The organism is Chromobacterium sp. ATCC 53434, from assembly GCF_002848345.1.
Lineage (GTDB): Bacteria > Pseudomonadota > Gammaproteobacteria > Burkholderiales > Chromobacteriaceae > Chromobacterium.
On the sequence record NZ_CP025429.1, the window covers coordinates 3,316,803 to 3,336,620 of the forward strand.

At 68.0% G+C, this 19,818-nt stretch carries 13 protein-coding genes; all 13 read right to left on the reverse strand.

Annotation, left to right across the window (positions count from 1 at the left end; translation table 11 throughout):
• Positions 1-6: 6 nt before the first annotated feature.
• Positions 7-1,191, reverse strand: coding sequence for a cupin-like domain-containing protein (locus CXB49_RS14765; RefSeq protein ID WP_101709115.1), 1,185 nt, complete (start codon positions 1,189-1,191; stop codon positions 7-9).
• 37 nt (positions 1,192-1,228) lie between these two features.
• Entirely contained in the window at positions 1,229-2,818 is a 1,590-nt protein-coding gene (locus tag CXB49_RS14770; RefSeq protein WP_101709116.1) for a long-chain-fatty-acid--CoA ligase, read from the reverse strand.
• On the reverse strand, positions 2,815-9,171 hold the full coding sequence (locus tag CXB49_RS14775) for a type I polyketide synthase (RefSeq protein WP_101709117.1): 6,357 nt from the start codon (positions 9,169-9,171) through the stop codon (positions 2,815-2,817). Before CXB49_RS14775 ends, CXB49_RS14770 begins: the two co-directional genes overlap by 4 nt.
• A gap of 2 nt (positions 9,172-9,173) precedes the next feature.
• A complete protein-coding gene (locus CXB49_RS14780) occupies positions 9,174-9,518 on the reverse strand; it encodes an acyl carrier protein (protein ID WP_158300879.1) in 345 nt (114 codons plus the stop codon).
• Positions 9,519-9,565: 47 nt separating this feature from the next.
• Complete coding sequence (locus CXB49_RS14785) at positions 9,566-10,117, reverse strand: FcoT family thioesterase (protein WP_199406698.1); 552 nt, start codon at positions 10,115-10,117, stop codon at positions 9,566-9,568.
• The gene (locus CXB49_RS14790) at positions 10,110-11,018 is read right to left on the reverse strand and encodes a TauD/TfdA family dioxygenase (RefSeq protein WP_101709119.1); all 909 of its coding nucleotides are present in this window, start codon (positions 11,016-11,018) and stop codon (positions 10,110-10,112) included. Before CXB49_RS14790 ends, CXB49_RS14785 begins: the two co-directional genes overlap by 8 nt.
• Positions 11,019-11,431: 413 nt before the next feature.
• On the reverse strand, positions 11,432-12,214 hold the full coding sequence (locus tag CXB49_RS14795) for an enoyl-CoA hydratase/isomerase family protein (protein WP_101709120.1): 783 nt from the start codon (positions 12,212-12,214) through the stop codon (positions 11,432-11,434).
• Positions 12,215-12,263: 49 nt separating this feature from the next.
• A complete protein-coding gene (locus CXB49_RS14800; RefSeq protein ID WP_158300880.1) occupies positions 12,264-12,923 on the reverse strand; it encodes a M949_RS01915 family surface polysaccharide biosynthesis protein in 660 nt (219 codons plus the stop codon).
• A 114-nt stretch (positions 12,924-13,037) separates the two neighbouring features.
• A complete protein-coding gene (locus CXB49_RS14805; RefSeq protein WP_158300881.1) occupies positions 13,038-13,391 on the reverse strand; it encodes a DUF4180 domain-containing protein in 354 nt (117 codons plus the stop codon).
• A gap of 149 nt (positions 13,392-13,540) precedes the next feature.
• Positions 13,541-13,975, reverse strand: a complete 435-nt coding sequence (locus CXB49_RS14810) for a hypothetical protein (protein WP_101709123.1) — start codon at positions 13,973-13,975, stop codon at positions 13,541-13,543.
• A 149-nt stretch (positions 13,976-14,124) separates the two neighbouring features.
• Positions 14,125-14,478 carry a DUF1289 domain-containing protein gene (locus tag CXB49_RS14815; RefSeq protein WP_233492816.1) on the reverse strand — a complete coding sequence of 118 codons (354 nt, stop codon included), beginning with the start codon at positions 14,476-14,478 and terminating at the stop codon, positions 14,125-14,127.
• 111 nt (positions 14,479-14,589) lie between these two features.
• On the reverse strand, positions 14,590-15,813 hold the full coding sequence (locus tag CXB49_RS14820) for a branched-chain amino acid ABC transporter substrate-binding protein (protein WP_101709125.1): 1,224 nt from the start codon (positions 15,811-15,813) through the stop codon (positions 14,590-14,592).
• Between the two features lie 395 nt (positions 15,814-16,208).
• Entirely contained in the window at positions 16,209-19,802 is a 3,594-nt protein-coding gene (putA, locus tag CXB49_RS14825) for a trifunctional transcriptional regulator/proline dehydrogenase/L-glutamate gamma-semialdehyde dehydrogenase (protein WP_101709126.1), read from the reverse strand.
• Between the last annotated feature and the right edge of the window lie 16 nt (positions 19,803-19,818).

Sequence of the window (19,818 nt, forward strand, 5' to 3'; positions counted from 1 at the left end):
GCTGCCTCAATCGGCCGCCTGCCGCGAACGCAGATCATTGCGCGGATCGGCGAAGGCGTACAAGGAGGACGCGATGTCCTCGTCGAACAGCCGGCCATGCTGCAGCACCTTGCGGCGGATCTCCTTCGCATGCGGGTCCCGCCACTTCAGATAGTTGAGCATGGGCGCGTACAGATTGGGCTCGGCTATCGTACGGAAGGTCAGCGAAATCGAGTGCGAGCCGGGCGCGTTGGACACGGTATGCCACCACCACGGCGGCAACACCAGAATATCGCCGGCCGAAACCCTGACCTTGTACTTGGGCATGTACTGGTACAGCGGGAAGCCGCGCCGGGCGATCACCGCGTTGGGCTCGCGGCCGTCCACGCGGGACACGTGGTAGGTCGCGTTGTCCTTGATGACGGAATACAGGCCGGACGAGTAATACGGCGAGGTGACGCGCCAGTCCTTTTCGCCGGCGATCGCGACGAAGTAGTTGTAGCCCGGCTCGGTATGCCACAAGGTGTGCGAGCGCTGCGACTGGATGAACAGCTGCTTCGAGATCACATAGCCGACCGGCACCGTCTTGAAATACCATTTCTTGCGGTATTCCATCAGCCCCGACAGATGGTGGATGTGGTTCAGATCGCAATAATCCTTGATCAGCGAACCGCCGTTCTCGTGCATCACATCCTCGATCGCCTTGGCGCTGTAGCGCTCGTCCGTCACCACCGACTCCACCAGATCGCGCATCTTCACATAGCTCATCTGGTAGAAATTCTTCAACGGCACCGGCTTGCCGTCGTCGGGGAAGGTCTGGTTCGGCTCGGAGTGGACCGGCACGTCGATGTCGCCGTAGTGCTGGGCGAAAAAGTCCAGGTCGAACTCCTGGAAGGCCTTCCAGTGGCGCGCGCCGCCCTTGATCACCACCGGCAGCTGCCAGCGGCGGAATTTCTCCATCATGGCCGGCGTCGCGTCCTTGGCGTCCACCTCGTGGATCGGGATATCGTCGACATGCTCGGGAACATGTTTCTGGCAGTACTCGAGCAGCTGTTCCTCGCCGCGGCGGAACAAGTCCAGGCCGAAACAGGGCTGGAAATTGTGCTCCTCCTGCATGCCGCTGGCGATCTTGCCGTGCCGGCTCAGATGGCCGAAGCCCAGCCAGTACGACAGATGCGGCAGCCAGGGCAAGGTGAATGGCGGATGGTACATGGTATCAACCTCTCGCAGTGGGGGGCGGTCCGGCCGGTCAGACCCGACGCGCCCTGTCGGTCCAGAAAGCGTCGCGCAGCGCGCGGCGCAGCAGCTTGCCGCTGGGATTGCGCGGCAGGCTGTCGACGCGATGAATCTGCGTCGGCCGCTTGTACGCCGCCAGCCGGCCGTCGAGATAACGGTAGAGCTCGTCGACGTCGACGTCGGCCCCCTGCCTGGCCACCAGCAGGCAGATCGCCCGCTCGCCCCAGGCCTCGTCGGGAATGCCTATCACCGCGCACTCGTGCACCGGCGGAAAGGCCGAGATGACGTTCTCCACCTCGGCCGGGAAGATCTTCTCCCCGCCGGTGATGATCACGTCCTTGATCCGGTCGAAGATGAACAGATAGCCGGCCGGGTCCAGATAACCGGCGTCGCCGGTGTGCAGCCAGCCGTCGCGCAGCGTCGAGGCCGTCGCCTCCGGCAGGCCCCAGTAGCCGCTCATCCGCGCCGGCGTCCGGATGCAGACCTCGCCGACCTCGCCCTGGGCCAGCGCCCTGCCGTCGGCGTCTATCACCTTCAGCTCCACGCCGGGATAAGGCCGGCCGGCCGCCTGCAGCAGGCCGGGATCGGCCCGGTGGCTGCCCGGATCAAGGCAGACCGCGGTATTGCCGGTTTCGCTGAGGCCGTAGATCTGGGCGAAATCGCAACCCAGCACCTCCAGCCCGCGCTGCAGCAGCGCGGCGGAAATCGGCGCGCCGCCGTAAACCACCTTGCGCAGCCGCGGCAACGCGGCGCCGTCCTCCACCACCGCGTCCAGCAGCAGATTGATCATCGCCGGCACCATGCAGGCGATGGACACGCCGTGCCGCGACATCGCCTGCAGGCACAGCCGCGGCTCGAACTGCGGCAGCACGACGATGGCGGCGCCGGCGCTGAAGCTTTGCAGCGCCCACCACAGCCCGCCGATGTGAAAGCCCGGAATCCCCACCAGGCTGCGGTCCTCCGGATGCCAGTCCAGCCAGTCGAGGCCGTTGGACAACAGCACCTCGCGAATCTGGAAGAAGGACAGATGCGGCAGGCAGACGCCCTTGGGCAGGCCGGTGGTGCCGCTGGTATAGATCAGGCAGAAGGTCCGCTGCGGGTCCGGCGGCGGCAGCGCCGACTCGTCGGCCTCTGCGCGCTGCACGGCGTCGTAGTCGGTCGGCGTCAGTCCGGCCGCCAGGCACACCACCTCGGCGCGGTGGCCGCTGGCGCGCAGGCTTTCGCCGACGATGTCCAGCGTCTCGGCGTCGCAGAACAACAGGTCTATGCCGGCGTCGGTCAGGATGTGGGCCACCTCGCGCGGCGTCAGCCGCCAGTTGATCGGCACGAAGACCGCGCCGGCCAGCGCGCAGCCGAACAGCACCTCGTAATAGGCGGCGCACTCGCGGCCGATGAAGCCGACCCGCCCGGCCTCGCCGTCCAGCCGCGAAACCAGGTGGCCGGCCACGTTCAGGCTGCGCCGCCACAATTCGCCGTAGCCGAGGGCCTCGCCGTCGCTGAAGATCGCCGGCTCCTCCCCGCGCTGCCGCGCCTGCCGGCGCAGTATCTCGCCGACGTCCTTCACCGCATACAAGCCGGGTACGACCGTCTCGGCCACGCTCATGCCAACTCCTCCACATTGGGGTCCGCCACGCTGCGGCCGCCGTCCTGCGGCTGCGCGCCGGCGCGTGCCCGGTTCAGCTGATCCAGCAGATGCGCGCCCAGCACCGGCGCCGACGGATAGTCGAACACCAGCGACGACGGCAAGGCCACGCCGAAAGTCTTTTCCAGCGAATTGCGCAGTTCGACCGCCACCAGCGAATCGACGCCGAGATCGGCGAAGGTGGCGCGCCGCGAGATGCGGTCGCCGTCGCCGTACTGCAACACCAGCCTGAGCAGCCGGAGCACCTCGTCCAGCACCGCCTCCTTGCGCTGCTCGACGGGCAGGCCGAACAGCCTTTCCAGGTCGAAGGCTTCGGCCTGCTGGCCGGCCCCGGCCTCCTCGACCTCGTCGTACAAGGCGTCGTCGGCCGGCAGGCTGGCCTTGTACGCGCTCCAGTCGACCTCGCCGACCACCACCTGCCCCTGCGCCAGCCTGGCGAGCCGGCCGAAGGCCTCGACGCCGCCGGCCAGCGGGATGGGCAGGATGCCCTTGCGCGCGATCGCCTTCTTCTGCTGCTCGCTCAGGTCCGCCGCCATGCCGGCGCCGGCCCACGGCCCCCAGTTCAGCGCCAGGCCGATCCGCTGTCCGTCCAGCCTGCGGTTCATCAACCCGTCGATGAAGGCGTTGGCCGCCGCGTAATTGGCCTGGCTGACCGAACCGATCACCGAGGCGATGGACGAATAGCCGACGAAGAGCCCGACGCCGCCGTGCGCCTCGGCCGCCCGCCACAGATTCCAGGTGCCGGCCACCTTGGGCAAGAAGACGGTGCGGAACGCGTCCCAGCTCTGCTCGACGATAGGCGCGTCGGCGATGACGCCGGCCAGGTGCACGATGCCGCGCACCGGCCTGCCCCGCCGCTCGGCCTCGGCGAAGACGCGTTCCACCTCCGCCGCATCGGCGACGTCGCCGCAGAGCAGCTCGACGCTTTCCGCGCCGGCCAGCCGCTCCCGCAGTCGCGCCTGCTCGTCCGGCGGCGGCAAGCGGCGCCCCAGCAGCGCCACATGCCGCGCGCCGGCCCTGACCAGCCACTGCGCCGCGCGCTGGCCGAGCGCGCCGTAGCCGCCGGTGACCAGATAACTGCCGTCGGCGACGATCTCGCGCGACAGCGACAGGTCCTCGTCCTCGGCGTCGCCGAAGCTGAGCACGATCTTGCCGACGTTCTCGCCGCGCGCCAGGATGCCGAAGGCTTCGGCCGCCTCCGCCACCGAATAGCAGCTGACCGGCGGTGGCGCGATCTCGCCGGCGGCCAGCAGGCCGGCGATGTCGTCGAGGATGGCCTTGTTCAGGTCCAGCAGCTCCGATTCCGGCAGCTCGCTGAGGTCGAACTGCGAATACGCGATATCGGGCCGGACCTCGGCCACCTGCTGCGGACTCCAGACGCCCAGCTTGCCGATCTCGACGAAGCGCCCGTCCCGCGCCGTCGCGCGCAGGCCGGCCGGGATGAAGTCCTTGTTCAGGCTGTTCAGCACCACGGTGACGCCCCGGCCGCCGGTCAGGCGGTCGATCTCGTCGGCGAAATCGGTGCTGCGCGAATCCATCACATGCTCGACGCCCTGCTGCCGCAGCCGCTCCCACTTGCGCCGGCTGGCGGTGGCGTAGACCTCGGCGCCGACCCGGCGGCACAGCTGCAACGCCGCCTGTCCGACGCCGCCGGCGGCGGCGTGTATCAGCACGCGGTCGCCGGCGCCTATCCTCGCCAGCTGGTACAGCGCGTAGTAGCTGGTGATGAAGGCGGTCGGGATCGCCGCGGCCTGCTGCATGCCGATGCCGGGCGGAATGCGCACCGCGGCGCGGCCGCTGACCGTCAGATAGCGCTGCATGCACCCCAACTGGCTGACCATCACCCGGTCGCCGACGGCGAAGCCGGACGCCGCGCCGGCGGCGGTGACGACGCCGGCGCACTCGAAGCCCAGCGGCAGCGGCCGCTCCGGCAGGCCCAGGCTGCGCGCCTGCTCCTTCAGCAGGCCCAGCGCGTTGATCACATCCTTGAAATTCAGGCCGGCCGCCTCGACGCGCACCTCGATCTCGCCGTCGCCGGGCGTGGTCCGTTCCGCCGGCGCCAGGCCCAGGCCCGACAGCAGGCCGTCGTCGGAAGCGCTCAGGCGGAAATTGGAATCGGCCTCGACCACCGGCGCCACCGCCAGGCGCCGCGCCAGCCGCGTCTGGCCGCGATAGGCCACCTGGCCGTCGGCGCGGCCGTCGCCCAGATACAGCTCGTTCAGCAGCGCGTGCGCCAGTTCCGGCGCCTCGCCGGCCGCGGGCAGATCGACCACCTTGGCGCGGATGCGCGAGAACTCGGCGTTCAAGACCGCGCCGAAGCCCGACAGCGTCGCCTGTAACTGGACGTCCAGCGCCGGCGGACCGGCCCGCTCGCCGTCGTCGCCGTAAAGGCCGGTGGTCTGCGCGCCGCGCGTCACCAGGCACAGCAGCACCTCTCGGCCGGCCGCCCGCTGCTCCAGCGCCTTGACGAAGGCCAGCAGCGGCTCGTACACCGCCTGGCAGGCGGCCATCATCTGGTCGGCGCCGGCGTCGGACGGCAGCGCCGGCGCGCGCCAGAACCACGCGATCCGGGTCCGTTGTCCGGCGGCGGCCTCGTCGCCGTCCAGCGCGGCCAGCGCCTGCTCCGGCCCGTCCATCAGCGCCAGCTGCGGCGCCAGATCGCCGCGCAAGTCGTCAGGGCAGCCGACGGCCAGCGCCGGCCCCGGGCGGAATTCGCGCGTATCCAGCGCCGCCTCCCGCCACAGCAGCCGGTGGAACAAGGCGGAGGCAGGCCGCTCGCGCGACTTCACCTCTCGCAGGCGCAGGCCCTCGGCCCGCAAGGCCAGCCTGCCGTCGGCGTAGACGACCAGATCGGCGACGATCTCGTCGCCGTCGCGATCGCTGCCGGCGCAGAGTTCGGCGACGCAGCGGACGACGCCGCGCGGCTTGCGCCACAAGCGGACCCGCGACCAGCCGACCGGCACCAGCGTTCTATCCTCGTCCAGCACCGGCGCCAGCGTGTGCAGCACGCCGTCCAGCAGGCCGGGATTCAGAATTTCCCACGACGCCACGTCGTCGGCGGAGAGCACGCCCTCCACCCGCCGCTCGCCGTCGCGGCGCAGCGCGCGCACCCGGCGGAACTGCGGCCCGTATTGCAGGCCCCTTTCGGCCAGCCGGCCGTAGAAACCGCCGCCGTCGAACGGTTCGGCGTCCGCGTCGGCCGGCGCCGCGGCTGCCGGCGCCGCCGCCTCGTCCTCGCTCAGCCGGCAGCTGAAATGCAGCCGCGGCTGGCCCTGCGAATGCGAGCGTATCTCCACCCGGTAAGCGCCGTCCGGCAGCGGCGACAAGACGGTGGACAGCTCGGTCGCGCCGTCGTCGGCCAATAGCAGCGGCTCGTGGATTTCCAGCGCGTCCATCGCCATGCCGGTATGGCCGAACACCGCGTCCTGCAGCGCCAGCGCCGTCTCGATATAGCCGGTGCCCGGGAAGATGGTCCGCCCCATCACCACATGGTCGCCCAGATAAGCGGGCGCGCCCGGCGCGATCCGGCTGCGGAAGGTCCATGTCCCGCCGCCCCCGCCCTCCGGCTGCCCCAGCAGCGGATGGAAGCCGGCGCCGGCCTGCGCGCCGCCGGCCGCCTGCGGCAGCCAGTACGACTCGCGATCGAAGACATAGGCCGGCAGCTCGACCGGCTCGCCGGCCACCTCGGCGTGCAGCGCGCGCCAATCCAGTTCCTGGCCGGCGGCGTAGAGGCCGATGACGGCCCGCTCCAGGCTGTCGGTCTCGGACAGCGTTTTGTCCATCGTGGCCAGCCAGCAATGCTCGGCCGCCGTCACGCAGCCGCGGCCCATCGCCGTCAGATGCGGGCTGGGGCCGGTCTCCAGGAAGACGCGGGCGCCGCGCGCCGCTATCGTCGCCATGCCGGCGGCGAAGTTAACCGGCTCGCAGATGTGCCTGGCCCAGTAATCCGGCGTGGCCACCATCTGCTGGACGGCGATCTCGCCGGTCACATTGGAAACGAACTCGCGCTGCAGCGGCTGGAACGCGACCGAGGTCATGAACTGGCGGAAGGACTCGGCCGCGTCGGCCATATGCGCGGAGTGGAAGGCGTGCGAGACGTCCAACCGGCGATGCGCGACGCCGTCCGCCTCCAGCCGCCGCGCGATCGCCTCCAGCGACGCGCGGCCGCCGGACAGCACCGTCTGCGCCGGGCCGTTGAAACCGCCGAAGCCGACGTCGTCCGCATCGGCGAGATAAGGCGCCAGCGCCTCGGACGAGGCCTTGACCGCCAGCATCGCTCCGTCGGCGCCGACCGCCTGCATCAGTTCGGCGCGGCGCACCGTCATCCTCGCCGCGTCCTCCAGCGAGAACAGGCCGGCCAGGCAGGCGGCGGCGATCTCGCCGACGCTGTGCCCCAGCAGCACCGACGGCTCGACGCCGTAGGCCATCCACATCCGGGCCGCCGCGTAGTTGAAGGCGAACAGCGCCGGCTGCGTGTAGCGGGTCTGGCCCAGCCGGGCGCCGGCGGCGTCCGAACGATCGAACATCAGATCCAGCAGCTTGACGTCCATCAGCGGGTCGAAGTGCCGCGCCGCCTCGTCCAGCGCCTGGCGGAAGGCCGGGTTGCCGCGATACAGCGCCGCGCCCATGCCGGCGAACTGCGCGCCCTGGCCGGTCAGCAACAGGGCCACGCGGGCGTCGGCGAAGGCCTGCTTCTTCTCGGCCTCGGCCAACAACGATTCCGGATCGGCCAGCGCGTCGCGCAGCGCCTGCATCAGGCCGACGCGGTCGCGAACCGGCACCGCCCAGCGATAACCGTGATGTTGCCGGCCGGCGCCGGCGGTCCAGGCGTAGCGGCCGATATCGACGTCCTCGGCCGCCTGCAGATGCGCCAGGTGGGCCTGCAGATTGCCGAGCAGCGCCGACGGCGACTTGGCCGACACCGTGGCGATCAGCGGCCCCTGCCCGACCGGCGGCGTCCAGCCGCGGCCCGTTGCCGGCGCCTGCTCCAACACCAGGCTGGCTATCGTTCCGGCGAAACCGAAGGAGTTCACCAGCGCCCGGCGCACCGGCGCGTCCCAGCCCAGCGGCGCCGTCGGCACCGTCACCTTCAATTCGTGCCAGTCTATCTTGGACGACGGCGCGTCGAACTGGATATGCCGATAGATCAGCCCGTGCCGCAGCTGCGCCAGGCACTTGAGCACGCCGCCTATGCCGGCGGCGGCCTCCATATGGCCTAGATTGGTCTTGGACGACGCGACATGGACCGGCGCATCGCCGTCTTCGCGGTCGGCGAACAGCGATCCTATCGAGTGGATCTCGATAGGATCGCCCAGCGGCGTGCCGGTGCCGTGGGCCTCGACATAGCTGATGTCGGCCGGCGTCAGCGGCGAGCGGGCCAGCGCCTCGCGCATCACGGCTTCCTGCGCCCGTCCGTTGGGCACCGTCAGGCCGCCGCTTTCGCCGTCCTGGCGCACCGCGGAGCCGCGCACCACGCCGAGAATGCGATTGCCGTCGGCCAGCGCGTCCGACAGCCGGCGCAACACCACCACGCCGGCGCCCTCGCTGCGGCCGTAGCCGTCGGCGCTTTCGTCGAAGGTCTTGCAGCGGCCGTCCGGCGCCAGCATGTTGGCGCGGGTGAAGATGATGTGGCTGATAGGATTGTGGGCGATGCTGATGCCGCCGGCCAGCGCGATCGAGGTTTCCCGGTTGCGCAGCGCCGTCGCCGCCAGATGTATCGCCACCAGCGACGACGAGCAGGCGGTGTCCACCGTCAGGCAGGGTCCGCGCCAGCCCAGGAAATAGGAGACGCGCCCGGAAATGGCGCTGTTGGCGGTGCCGGTGCCGAGCTGGCTGACCAGCTGGGCCTCCGACAGGCCCATCATCTCGCGGGCGTAATCGAGGCTGCTGGTGCCCAGGTAGACCGAACCGTCGCCGCCGCGCAGCTCGGCCGGATTCAGGCCGGCATTCTCCAGCGCGTGCCAGCACAGCTCCAGCATGATCCGCTGCTGCGGATCCATATAGCGCGCCTCTTTCGGCGAGATGGAGAAAAAGGCCGGGTCGAACTTGTCGATATCGTCGAGATAGCCGCCCTCGTTGGTGCAGATCAGATTGTCCGGATGCTGCGGGGACTGGAAATAAGGTCCATTGTCCCAGCGCGACGCCGGAATCGGCACGATATTGTCCCGCCCGTCCAGCAACAGGCGGTGAAAGCCTTCCAGGTCGTCAATGCCCTCCGACAGGCGCAGGCCGACGCCGACGATGGCGATGGGCTCGTATTTTTCGGCCAGCAGCTGTCTGGCCACCGCCGCCAGCTGAGAATCCGGGTGATCCATGTTTAGACTCCAAATTCCTTTTTCAGGATTTCACGCACCAGCGCGTCGCCCATGAGCGGGCCGTCCGGCGGCCGGACGGCGGCGGGCCTGGCGCTTTCGGATTGCAGGCGCTCCAGCAGGAAGGCCGCGAGCGCGGCCAGCGTCGGATAATCGAACAAGACGCTGGATTGCAGCCGGATCTGGAAGCGGCTCTCCAGCCGGCCGCGGATTTCCAGCGCGCCGACCGAGGTCAGTCCCTGTTCGAACAGGCTCTGCTTCGACTGCAGCGCGCCCTTGTGCAGCACGGCCCTGGCGATCGCGTGCAACTCCTGTTCCAGCTGGACGCGGGTAATGGACTGCGGAATCAAGGCTAGACCTCCTTGGCGCGGTCCCGCGGCGACGCGGGTCCGCCCTATCAGGGGTTGAGAATGGCCAGGTCGACCTCGCCGGCGGCATCGCCGCCGGCATCATCGAAAAACCGGCAGCTGGTCTTCAGGAACAGGAAAGGCTGGGCGGTGCGATGCAGCCGCGCCGACCGGATCACGAACTCGCCGTGGAAACGGGACGCGTCCAGCGGCTTGCTGAAGCGGCTGTGGAAACGGGTGATCAGGATGTCGGGCAGCTGGCGCGAGAAGAATCCCTCGACGCCCCAGTCGGCGAAGTACGACGCCAGTCCATATTTCGACGCGTGGGCGATCGCGTCGTACATGATCTGGTTGTAACAGATGTTGAATTCCACCGAATTGAAATGCCCGGTGCTCTCGATGTAGCAAGACTCGGGAACGGAGAGGATGCCGTTCGACACCACTTCCTCCTTGCCCTCGCTGTTGTCGACGCCGATGTCGGCGGTCTCCAGATAGCGGGCGTTGTCGAAATAGACCGACAACACCCGCGCCCGCAGCGCCGGGTCGTTGAAAACGGCGGGCGGCGCCGGCTGTCGCGTCAGCAGCTGTTCGGATTCAAGCAAGGCTCAGTCCCTCCTGCTCGCGCGCCGGTTCCGGCTCGCCGCTGAACGGATGACCGTCGTAAGCGGTCAGGCGGAAGGTCTTGGTCGGCTCGATCTTGTCGCTGTGCTTGGCGTGGTGGACGAAGCGGCGGTTGTCCCAGACGATGATGTCGCCTTCGCTGATGTTCAACAGCTGGATGTTCGGATGGCTGAAGCTGTCGTCGGTCTGCCCGGTCTCGACCATCAGCTCGCGCAGCGTCGCCGCACCGTCAGCGTCGTCGCCGGCCAGCGTCAGCGACTCGGTGAAACCCCGGCTGGCGTACAAGATGGATTCGCCGGTGATTGGATGGCGGATGACCGCCGGATGCGCGACCGCCGGGGTCTTGCTGTCGACCTCGGCCAGGATCTCGCCTATCGGACGGTAGACGTCGCTGGGGCGGATCTTGAAATAGCGGCGGACCGAATGGGTGGCCGTCGCGCCTTCCAGCCTGACCTTCAGCTCGGCCGGCAGCCGCCGGTAGACCTGAGCCATGTCGATGAAGTAGGTGCCGCGATTCAGCGACGACACCACCTGCGGGTAGGTGATGGTGAAGGCGAACGGCTGCCGCATGAAGGCGTAGTCGGAATGCCAGAACTTGCCGGTCCTCGGCACGCCGACCCGCTTGCCGTCCGCCTCGCAATTCGACGAGACGAAGATTTCCGCGTGTTCCGGGTGGCGGTACATCTCCTCGTAGTAGGGGCAGATCTCGCCGATGCGGCGGCCGAAGCGGACGAACTCGGCGGCGGAGGCCGTCTGCGCCTTCAGTACGACGATCCCGTGCTGATAGACGGCCTGCTTCAATTGCCGAATCTCCTCATCGTCCAACTCGGTCACTCGGCGGTCGAGAATCGCCGCGGTGTCGCTGATCACAAGGTTCTTCATTCCATGCTCCCTGGAGTCGCTACAAATCCCACGCCGCGCCGGTCGGCGCGATTCCGTTGAAATACGAGGCAATCGTTCGATCCAGGATTGATCCTCATCGAACGATTAGAGTAATCGCTCGATATTCTATTGGTATTTGTATGACATTAGTCAATTCATTAAGCATGAAAATTGCCGTCTGTTGCATTTATGCTGATTTTCTCAGCGCTGAATATTGGCATCGTGGCAATGCGGGGGGCGGTATCGGATGGGAAGCGCGTCGCGGCAGAACGCGGGCGGGCGGCAGGAAAATTGAAAACGGGGGACCGCGGCCGCGCGGACACCGGCCGGTTAGCAATCAGGGCGGGGCGGGAACAGGCCGGCGTACGGGACGACGCCGGCGCGGTGGCGATGCGCGGCTTGACGCCCGCCCCTCACCGCCCCTTGAACTTGGGTGCCTGCTTGTCCAGAAACGCGCGGGTGCCGACGCGGAAGTCCTCACTCTGCGCCGCCAGGCCGAAATAATCGGCGCCCAGCGCCGCCGACTCGTCCTCGGACAGCGACAGGCCGCGGTGCAGCGCCTCCCAGCTGAGCCGCACCGCCACCGGCGACTGCGCCAGGATTTCGTCCAGCAACGCCTGCGCCTCGGCCAACAGCCGGTCCGCCGCCGTCACGCGGTTGACCAGGCCCAGGCGGCAGGCCTCGTCGGCGTCGATCAGCCTGCCGGTCAGCAGCAGCTCCGCCGCCCGCCCCTTGCCTATCAGGCGCGGCAGACGCGTGGTACCGCCAAAGCCGGCGACCGCGCCTATCTTGACCTCGGGATGGCCGAAACGGGCATGCGAGGCCGCCAGCCGCAATGTGCAGGCCTCGGCGATCTCCAGTCCGCCGCCCAACGCGTCGCCGTTCAGCGCCGCCAGCACCGGTTTGCCCAGCGTCTCGATGCGGCGGGTCACCGCCACCGCCAGCCGCGCCAGTTCGCGTACCTCGTCCGGCGACGCCTGGCTGAGCCAGCGTATGTCGGCCCCGGCGGAAAACACCCGCCCGCCTCCGCTGACGATGACGCCGCGCACCGTCTCGTCCACCGCCGCCCTCTCCAGCGCCGCCAGCAACTGGCGCAGCAGCGGCCGGTTCATCGCGTTCAGGCAGTCAGGCCGGTTCAACTCCAGCCAGGCGACGCCCCCCTCTATCCGGCAACGCACCACATCCGTCTCGAACATGCCGCCTCCCGTCATCGAACCTACTTGCCATCGTTTCCGCCGACCGCCGTCACTCTGCCGGATCGCGGCGCGGCACGAAACGATAACTGTTGTCGAAAGTGAAATCGCCGGCCCGGTACATCGCCTCCATCTTGTCGACCAGATGGCGGCGCACCGCGCCGGGCAGGCTGAAGAAGGCGGCGTTGGCGACGGTGGAGCGGCTGCCGTCCATCTCGCCGCTCTCCGCGCGTATCGCCACCTTGCGTCCGTGGTAGAACATCACCAGCTTGATGCGCTCGCAACAAAGCCCCTCGTTCTCCCGCGGCGAGAAACGGTACACCAGCAGCGGCTCGATCAGGCCATCGCCGTCGAGGTCGGCCAGCTCCTGCAGCCGCGGCGAAAACCAGCCGCCGGCGTCTCCGCTGGCGGCGAAATCGCGCACCGTCCATTGCGGCGCCAGCGCGCCGTCCGGCGCACGCTTCAGCAGATGCGCCTGCAGCATGCTGGACAAGCGCTCGCCGCCCTGCTGCCTGTCGCTCTTCGCCGCCAGATACAGCACATAGCTGCCGGAACGGTCCTGGTAACAGAAATGGCGGACCACCGGCAAGCGCACGCCGGCCGCAGCCAGCGTCTGCGCCTGCAACAACCCGGCGTCGTCCGCGCAGCCGCTGCCGCCGGCCCGGCACAGGGCCGGCGCGGCCAGAACCAGCGCCAATAGGAGGCGCCCCATCGTTCGGCCCCGGCCATCCGCCATCGCATGGCGCCGGCGCGGCGACGCCTGAAGGCGCGTCGTCATCTTCATCCCCTCAACAGTTTTCGGCCGCCAGCCTAGCACAGATGGCGGCTATTCTCCGGCCAGCCAGCTGAGCGCCTCGCCGCGCGCCAGAAACAAGCGGCAGTAACGCCCCCGCCTGGCCTCGACCAGGAATTCGCCGAAACGCTCGCCGTAATCCCGATCCGCGGCGATCACCACCGCGGTTCGCAGGCGGTAGTCCTGCAGTTTCTGCAACATTTCCCCGGCCAGACGCGTGCGCAACTGGAAAAAAGCCGCCGGCAGGACGGCCGCATCGAGCAATAGGTGGCCGCAGGCCTCCCCGGCGCAGGCGGCCACCAGATCGACGGCCTGCGCCGCCTCGCCCAGCGGCGCCAGCCATTCCAGCACGCGGGCGTCTCCTGCATCGAACACGCGGTAATCCATTCCGCCTCCGGGCATCGGTTCAGGCGGCGGCCGCAGCCGATACGCCAATTGCATTTAAAACGCAAAAACGCCGGCCGGCAAGCGCAAGACGCCTGCCGCGCCGGCGCGCGAGTCTCTCCGTTCCGCCGCGACGGCGGTTCGGCCCGGAATCAGCGCAGCCGCTGTATCGTCATCTGATTGTTGACGATCTGGCTGGGCTGGCCACAGGCGGTCGGATTCCAGTTCGTTCGGATCACCGCCCAGCCGGCGGGGACCGGGCCGGTACAAGCCAGCAACGTCGAGCCCACCGCCAGATCGGTATAGCGCTCGATGCTCCAGACATTGAAAGTGATCTGGGTCGGATTGCCGCAAGAGGTCGGATTCCAATAAGAGTTGATCGCAATCCAACCATAGGGCAGTTGGCCCGCGCATACGAGCTGGGTGGCGGCCAGCCGGCCGATGACCAGCGGCGCCTGCATCGCCTGCTGTCTCAAGGCCTCCTGCTTGACCTGCGCGGCGGCGGGCTCGGCGGCCGACGCGGCCGACGCGGCGGCGGACAGGCCGCAAGCGATGGCGATGGCGGCGAAGCAATGGCTGAGTTTCATGTTTTCTCCTGGAAATGGCGATATATGAATGCCTGAGAGCCTGGTGCGGCCGCCGTCTCGGTCTGCCTCGGCGATATTTTTCCCGAAGTATATTTTCAAATCAAAAATATAACAATGTCATTTTTTTGGTGCGCCGCCGCCCCGCCCGCTCATAGCCGGGCCGCCATCCGCCGTTGCAGACAACTCGGACACAGGCAATCGCTGTCGGCCCCGGCCGGCGACAGCGCGGCCGGCAGATCGGCGCACCAACAGCCGCCATCGTCGCCGCCGGCGCCGCAGGTGAAGCCCTTGCCGCATTGCGGACAGGTCTTGGCCTGCACCGGCATCGGCAACGCCAGCAGGCGACGCCACACCTGTTCCTTCTCTTCCTTGCCATAGCCGGACCAGCCGGCGATCTCGTCCAGCGTCCGGCGGCAGCCGACGCAGACCTGGCCGCTCTCGTCCAGCCGGCAGACGCCGATGCAGGGCGACGGCGGCGGCGTTTCCATGCTTGCCCGCTTCACGACTCGTCTCCGCTTCCATTGATCGCCACGATATTAATCCTCCTCTCCGATCTTGTCCGCCAAACAAAAACGGCGCGGAAATCCGCGCCGTCCTCTTGCTGCGAAACCGGCTTACTTGGCTGCCGAGGCGTCCTTGGCCGCGCCGCCGCCTACGGTCTCCATCACCTTCCACTGGCCGTTCTCGACCTTGTAAACGGTGATGCCGCCATCCTTCAGGTCGCCCTTGTCGTCATAGGTCCAGTTGCTGGAGGTCACGCCCTTGTGGCTGATCTTGGCCAGCACCGGCAGATAGGACTTCGGATCGACCGAGTTCGCGTCCTTCATCGCCTGGATCAGCGCGCGGGTCGCGTCGTAGCCGTACGGCGAGTAAGTGGCGACGTCGGCCTTGAAGCGGGCCTTGTAGCGGGTCTCGTAGTCCTTGCCGCCCGGCATCTGCTCCAGCGGCAGGCCGGCCAGCGAGGCGATGGTGCCGTCGGCTTCCTTGCCCGCCAGTTGCAGGAAGGTCGGGGTCTTGGTCATTTCGCCGGAGATCAGCGGAGCCTTCAGGCCCAGGCGCTTCATCTGCTTGACCATCGGAGCGGACTGCGCGTCGGCGCCGCCGTAGAACACCACGTCCGGATTCGCGCCCTTGATCGAGGTCAGGATGGCGGTGAAGTCGGTGGCCTTGTCATTGGTGAACTCGCGCTTCACCACCTCGCCGCCGGCGGCGCGGGCAGACTTCTCGAACTCGTCGGCCAGGCCCTGGCCGTAGGCGGTGCGGTCGTCGACGATGACGATCTTCTTCGCATGCAGCTTCTCCACCGCGAACTTGCCCATCACGCCGCCCTGCTGCGTGTCGGAAGTCATCGAGCGGAAGGTGTTCTTGAAACCCTGGGAAGTGAACACCGGCGACGTCGCCATCGCGATCATCGGAATGCCGGCGTCGGAGTAGATCTTGGACGCCGGGATCGAGGTGCCGGAGTTGAAGTGGCCGACGATGCCGGCGACCTTGTCGTCGACAAACTTCTGCGCCAGCTGGGTCGCGGTCTTCGGATCGGCCTGGTCGTCCTGGGCGTCGAGCTCGAACGTCACCGCCTTGCCGGCGATGGTCGGCTTCTCGGCGTTGGCGTCTTCGATCGCCAGCGTCACGCCGTTCTTGTATTCCTCGCCGTAGTGCGACTGCGGACCGGTCAGCGGAGCGGCGAAGCCGATCTTGATCACGTCGCCGCCTGCGCTGGCCTGGGCCGGAGCGGAGGCCGCGCCGGCCTGGGAGGCGTCTTCCTTCTTGCCGCAGGCGGACAGGGCGACGGCGGCGGCGACCGCCAGGGTCAGGGTGGACAGCTTGTTTACTTGCATCTCTCGTTCCTCTTCTTGTGGCTTCAACTTCTTGCGTCAATATAACCGGCGGGCCGGGTCCATCTTGCTCTTAGAACCTGTTCACGATCTTTTCCGGCAGCGGCCATTCTCTGCCGGATGCAGGGCGCGGAAAACGGCCCGCCGCAGTGTCATTCACTGCAAGGGGCGTTTGACAAAGCCATGCGCCGGCAGAAAATGGCCCCGAAGGGCAGCCCAGCCAGGCGGCCATCTGCCGCGTTGTCGGGCTGGGCCTTGGAATGACCAAGGCCTGCCCCCTCCGCCTTGCATCTGGCCGTCTGGCTGAGCTGCGCTGCTCGAAAAAAGATCGTGAACAGGTTCTTAAAGTAAAAACTCTGGCCGCATTATTCCAACGCGGCCAGAGCCTGGCAAGTTGATTATTCGCTCATGCTCATCAAGCTGGCATTACCGCCAGCCGCGGTGGTGTTGACGCTGAAAGCGCGCTCCACCACCAGCCGATGGATATTGTAGCCGTGCTCGCCGCGGACGATCAGCTGCGCCAGCGCGCCATCGCGGGCGGCCAGCTTGCGGCGGGCCTCGTCGGCGCCGGCGCCGGCCAGCAACACCGCGTCGACCTCGGCGGCCAGCACGTCGGCGGCCAGTTCGGCATAACCGTTCAGCGCCGGCGCCAGCTTGCGGCCGGCCTCGTTGTCGGCCACCACCGCGCGGTTGCCGGCGGCGAAGGCCGCCGCCAACTGCTCGGCCAGCGCCTGGACGTCGTCGGCGACGCAGCCGATGCGGCCGCGGCCGGCGAAGGCCAGCGTGTTGTTCTCGCCGGTCGGTCCCGGCAAGGCCACGCTATGCGCCAGCGGGCTTTCCTTGCGCGCGGCGGCGATGACGCCGTCCAGCGCCAGGCCCTGCGCCTTGCCGGCGGCGGCCAGCGCGTCCAGCGCCGACCAGTCCGCCGCCTCCGGGCTGGCGGCCAGCTTGGGCTGCCAGGCGGCGCGGCTCAGACGGTACAGATAGTACGGGCCGCCGGCCTTCGGGCCGGTGCCGGACTTGCCTTCGCCGCCGAACGGCTGCACGCCGACCACGGCGCCGACGATGTTGCGGTTGACGTAGACGTTGCCGGCCTTGATCCGGCCGCAGATGTCGGCGATGGTTTCGTCGATGCGGCTGTGGATGCCGTGGGTCAGGCCGTAGCCGGTCGCGTTGATCTCGGCGACCACCTTGCCGAGGTCGGACGCGGCGAAGCGCAGCACATGCAGCACCGGGCCGAACACCTCGCGCTTCAGCTCGGACAGATTGTCGATCTCGAACAGCGTCGGCGCGACATACGTGCCCTGCTCGCACTCCGCCGGCAAGCGGGTCTGGTGCACGGCGCGGGCCGAACGCTTCATCCTGTCGATATGGGCCAGCAGGCCGGCCTGCGCCTCGGCGTCGATCACCGGACCGACGTCGGTCGTCAGCCTGGCCGGATTGCCGACGGTCAGCTCGTCCATCGCGCCCTTGATCATCGCGATCACCTTGTCGGCGATATCGTGCTGCAGATACAGCACGCGCAGCGCCGAGCAGCGCTGGCCGGCGGAATCGAAGGCCGAGCTCAGCACATCGGTCACCACCTGCTCCGGCAGCGCCGAGCTGTCGACTATCATCGCGTTCATGCCGCCGGTCTCCGCCACCAGCACCGGGTCGTCGTGACGGCCCGCCAGCGTGCGGTTGATGATCTGCGCCACTTCGGTGGAGCCGGTGAAGATCACGCCCTGTATCCGCGCGTCGCCGGTCAGCGCCGCGCCGACCACCTCGCCGCGGCCCGGCAGGAACTGCAGCGCCGCGCGCGGCACGCCGGCCTCGTGCAGCAGCCGCACCGCGTAGGCGGCGATCAGGCTGGTCTGCTCGGCGGGCTTGGCCAGCACGGTGTTGCCGGCGGCCAGCGACGCGACCACTTCGCCGATGAAGATGGCCAGCGGGAAGTTCCACGGACTGATGCAGACCACCGGACCCAGCGGCTGATGGCTGGCGTTGTCGAACTCGGACACGATCTGCGCCGCGTAGTAGCGGCAGAAGTCCACCGCCTCGCGCACCTCGGCGATGGCGTTGTTCAGCGTCTTGCCGGCTTCCCGCACCGCCAGGCCCATCAGCGCCGGCATGTTCTCTTCCATCAGGTCGGCCATGCGGTTCAGGCAGGCGGCGCGCTCGGCCACCGGCGTCGCCGCCCAGACGGCGGCGATGCCCTGCGACTGCTGCAGCGCGCGCTCGACGTCGGCGGCGGTGGCTTCTATCACCTTGCCGACCACATCGCCGTGATCGGCCGGATTGCGCACTTCCTGCAGCTCGCCGTCGCTGACGTCGCCGTCGCCCAGCATCGGGAAAGCCGCCCAGCGCTGCTGCTCGGAAGCCTTAAGGCCGATCTCCAGCGTCGCCAGCACGTGCTCGCTGGACAGGTCCAGGCCCTTGGAATTGCGGCGGCCCTTGCCGTACAGGTCGACCGGCAATTCAATCTTGCCGTGCGGCCGGCCGGCGAAGCCGGCGGCTTCGGCCACCGGATCGGTCACCAGATCGTCTATCGACACGCTCTCGTCGACGATGCGGTTGACGAAGGACGAGTTGGCGCCGTTCTCCAGCAGGCGGCGCACCAGATAGGCCAGCAGCGTCTCGTGCGAGCCTACCGGCGCGTAGATGCGGCAGGCCTTGCCCAGCTTGTCCTTGCCGACCACCTGGTCGTACAGCGTCTCGCCCATGCCGTGCAGGCACTGGAATTCGTAGTCCAGCCCGGTGGCCAGATTGTAGATCGCCGACAGGCTGTAGGCGTTATGGGTGGCGAATTGCGGATAGATCGCGTCCTGCGCCGCCAACAGCTTCTTCGCGCAGGCGAGGTAGGACACGTCGGTGTAGACCTTGCGGGTATAGACCGGATAGCCCGGCAAGCCGTCGACCTGGGCGCGCTTGATCTCGGCGTCCCAGTAGGCGCCCTTGACCAGACGCACCATGAAGCGGTGGCCGGTGCGGCGCGCCAGATCGATCAGAAAGTCGATGACGAAGGGGCAGCGCTTCTGATAAGCCTGCACCACGATGCCTATGCCCTCGAAACCGTTCAGATCCGGGTCCTTGGCCAGCGCCTCGACCAGATCCATCGAGATCTCCAGGCGGTCGGCCTCCTCGGCGTCGATGTTCAGGCCGATATTGTATTGCTTGGCCAGCAGGAACAGCGCCTTCAAGCGCGGCAGCAGCTCAGTCATCATCCGCTCGTGCTTCAGGCGGGCGTAACGCGGATGGATAGCCGACAGCTTCACCGAGATGCCCGGACCGTCGTAGATGCCGCGGCCGTTCGATTCCTTGCCTATCGCGTGGATGGCGGTGACATAGTCCTTCAGATAGCGCTGCGCGTCGGCCTCGGTCATCGCCGCCTCGCCCAGCATGTCGTAGCTGAAACGGTAGCCGCGCGCCTCGCGCTCGCGGCCGTTGGCCAATGCCTCGTCTATGGTTTCGCCGGTGACGAACTGCTTGCCCAGCATCCGCATCGCCATGTCCACGCCCTTGCGGATCAGCGGCTCGCCGCCCTTGGCGATCAGCCGCGTCATCGCGGCGGACAGGCCGGAGGCGCTGTGCGAAGCGACCAGCTTGCCGGTCACCAGCAGGCCCCAGGCGGCGGCATTGACGAACAGCGACGAGCTGTTGCCCAGGTGGGCTTTCCAGTCGCCGCGGGAAATCTTGTCGCGGATCAGCTTGTCCGCCGTTTCGCGGTCGGGGATGCGCAGCAGCGCCTCCGCCAGACACATCAGGGCGATCCCTTCGCTGCTGTCCAGCGAGAACTCGTGCATCAGCGCGTCGACGCCGCTCGCACGGGTGCGCTCGCGGCGCACCTCGGTCACCAGCCGGCGCGCCAACTGCTGCACCGAGGCGACCTGCTCGGGACTCATCGCCGCCTGCGCAAGCAAAGCTTGCACGCACTCGCGTTCGTCACGCCGATAAGCGGCGGTGATCGCGTCGCGCAGAGCGGACTGCCGATGAGCAAAGGATTCGAATTGCATGGGTTTCTCCGATATT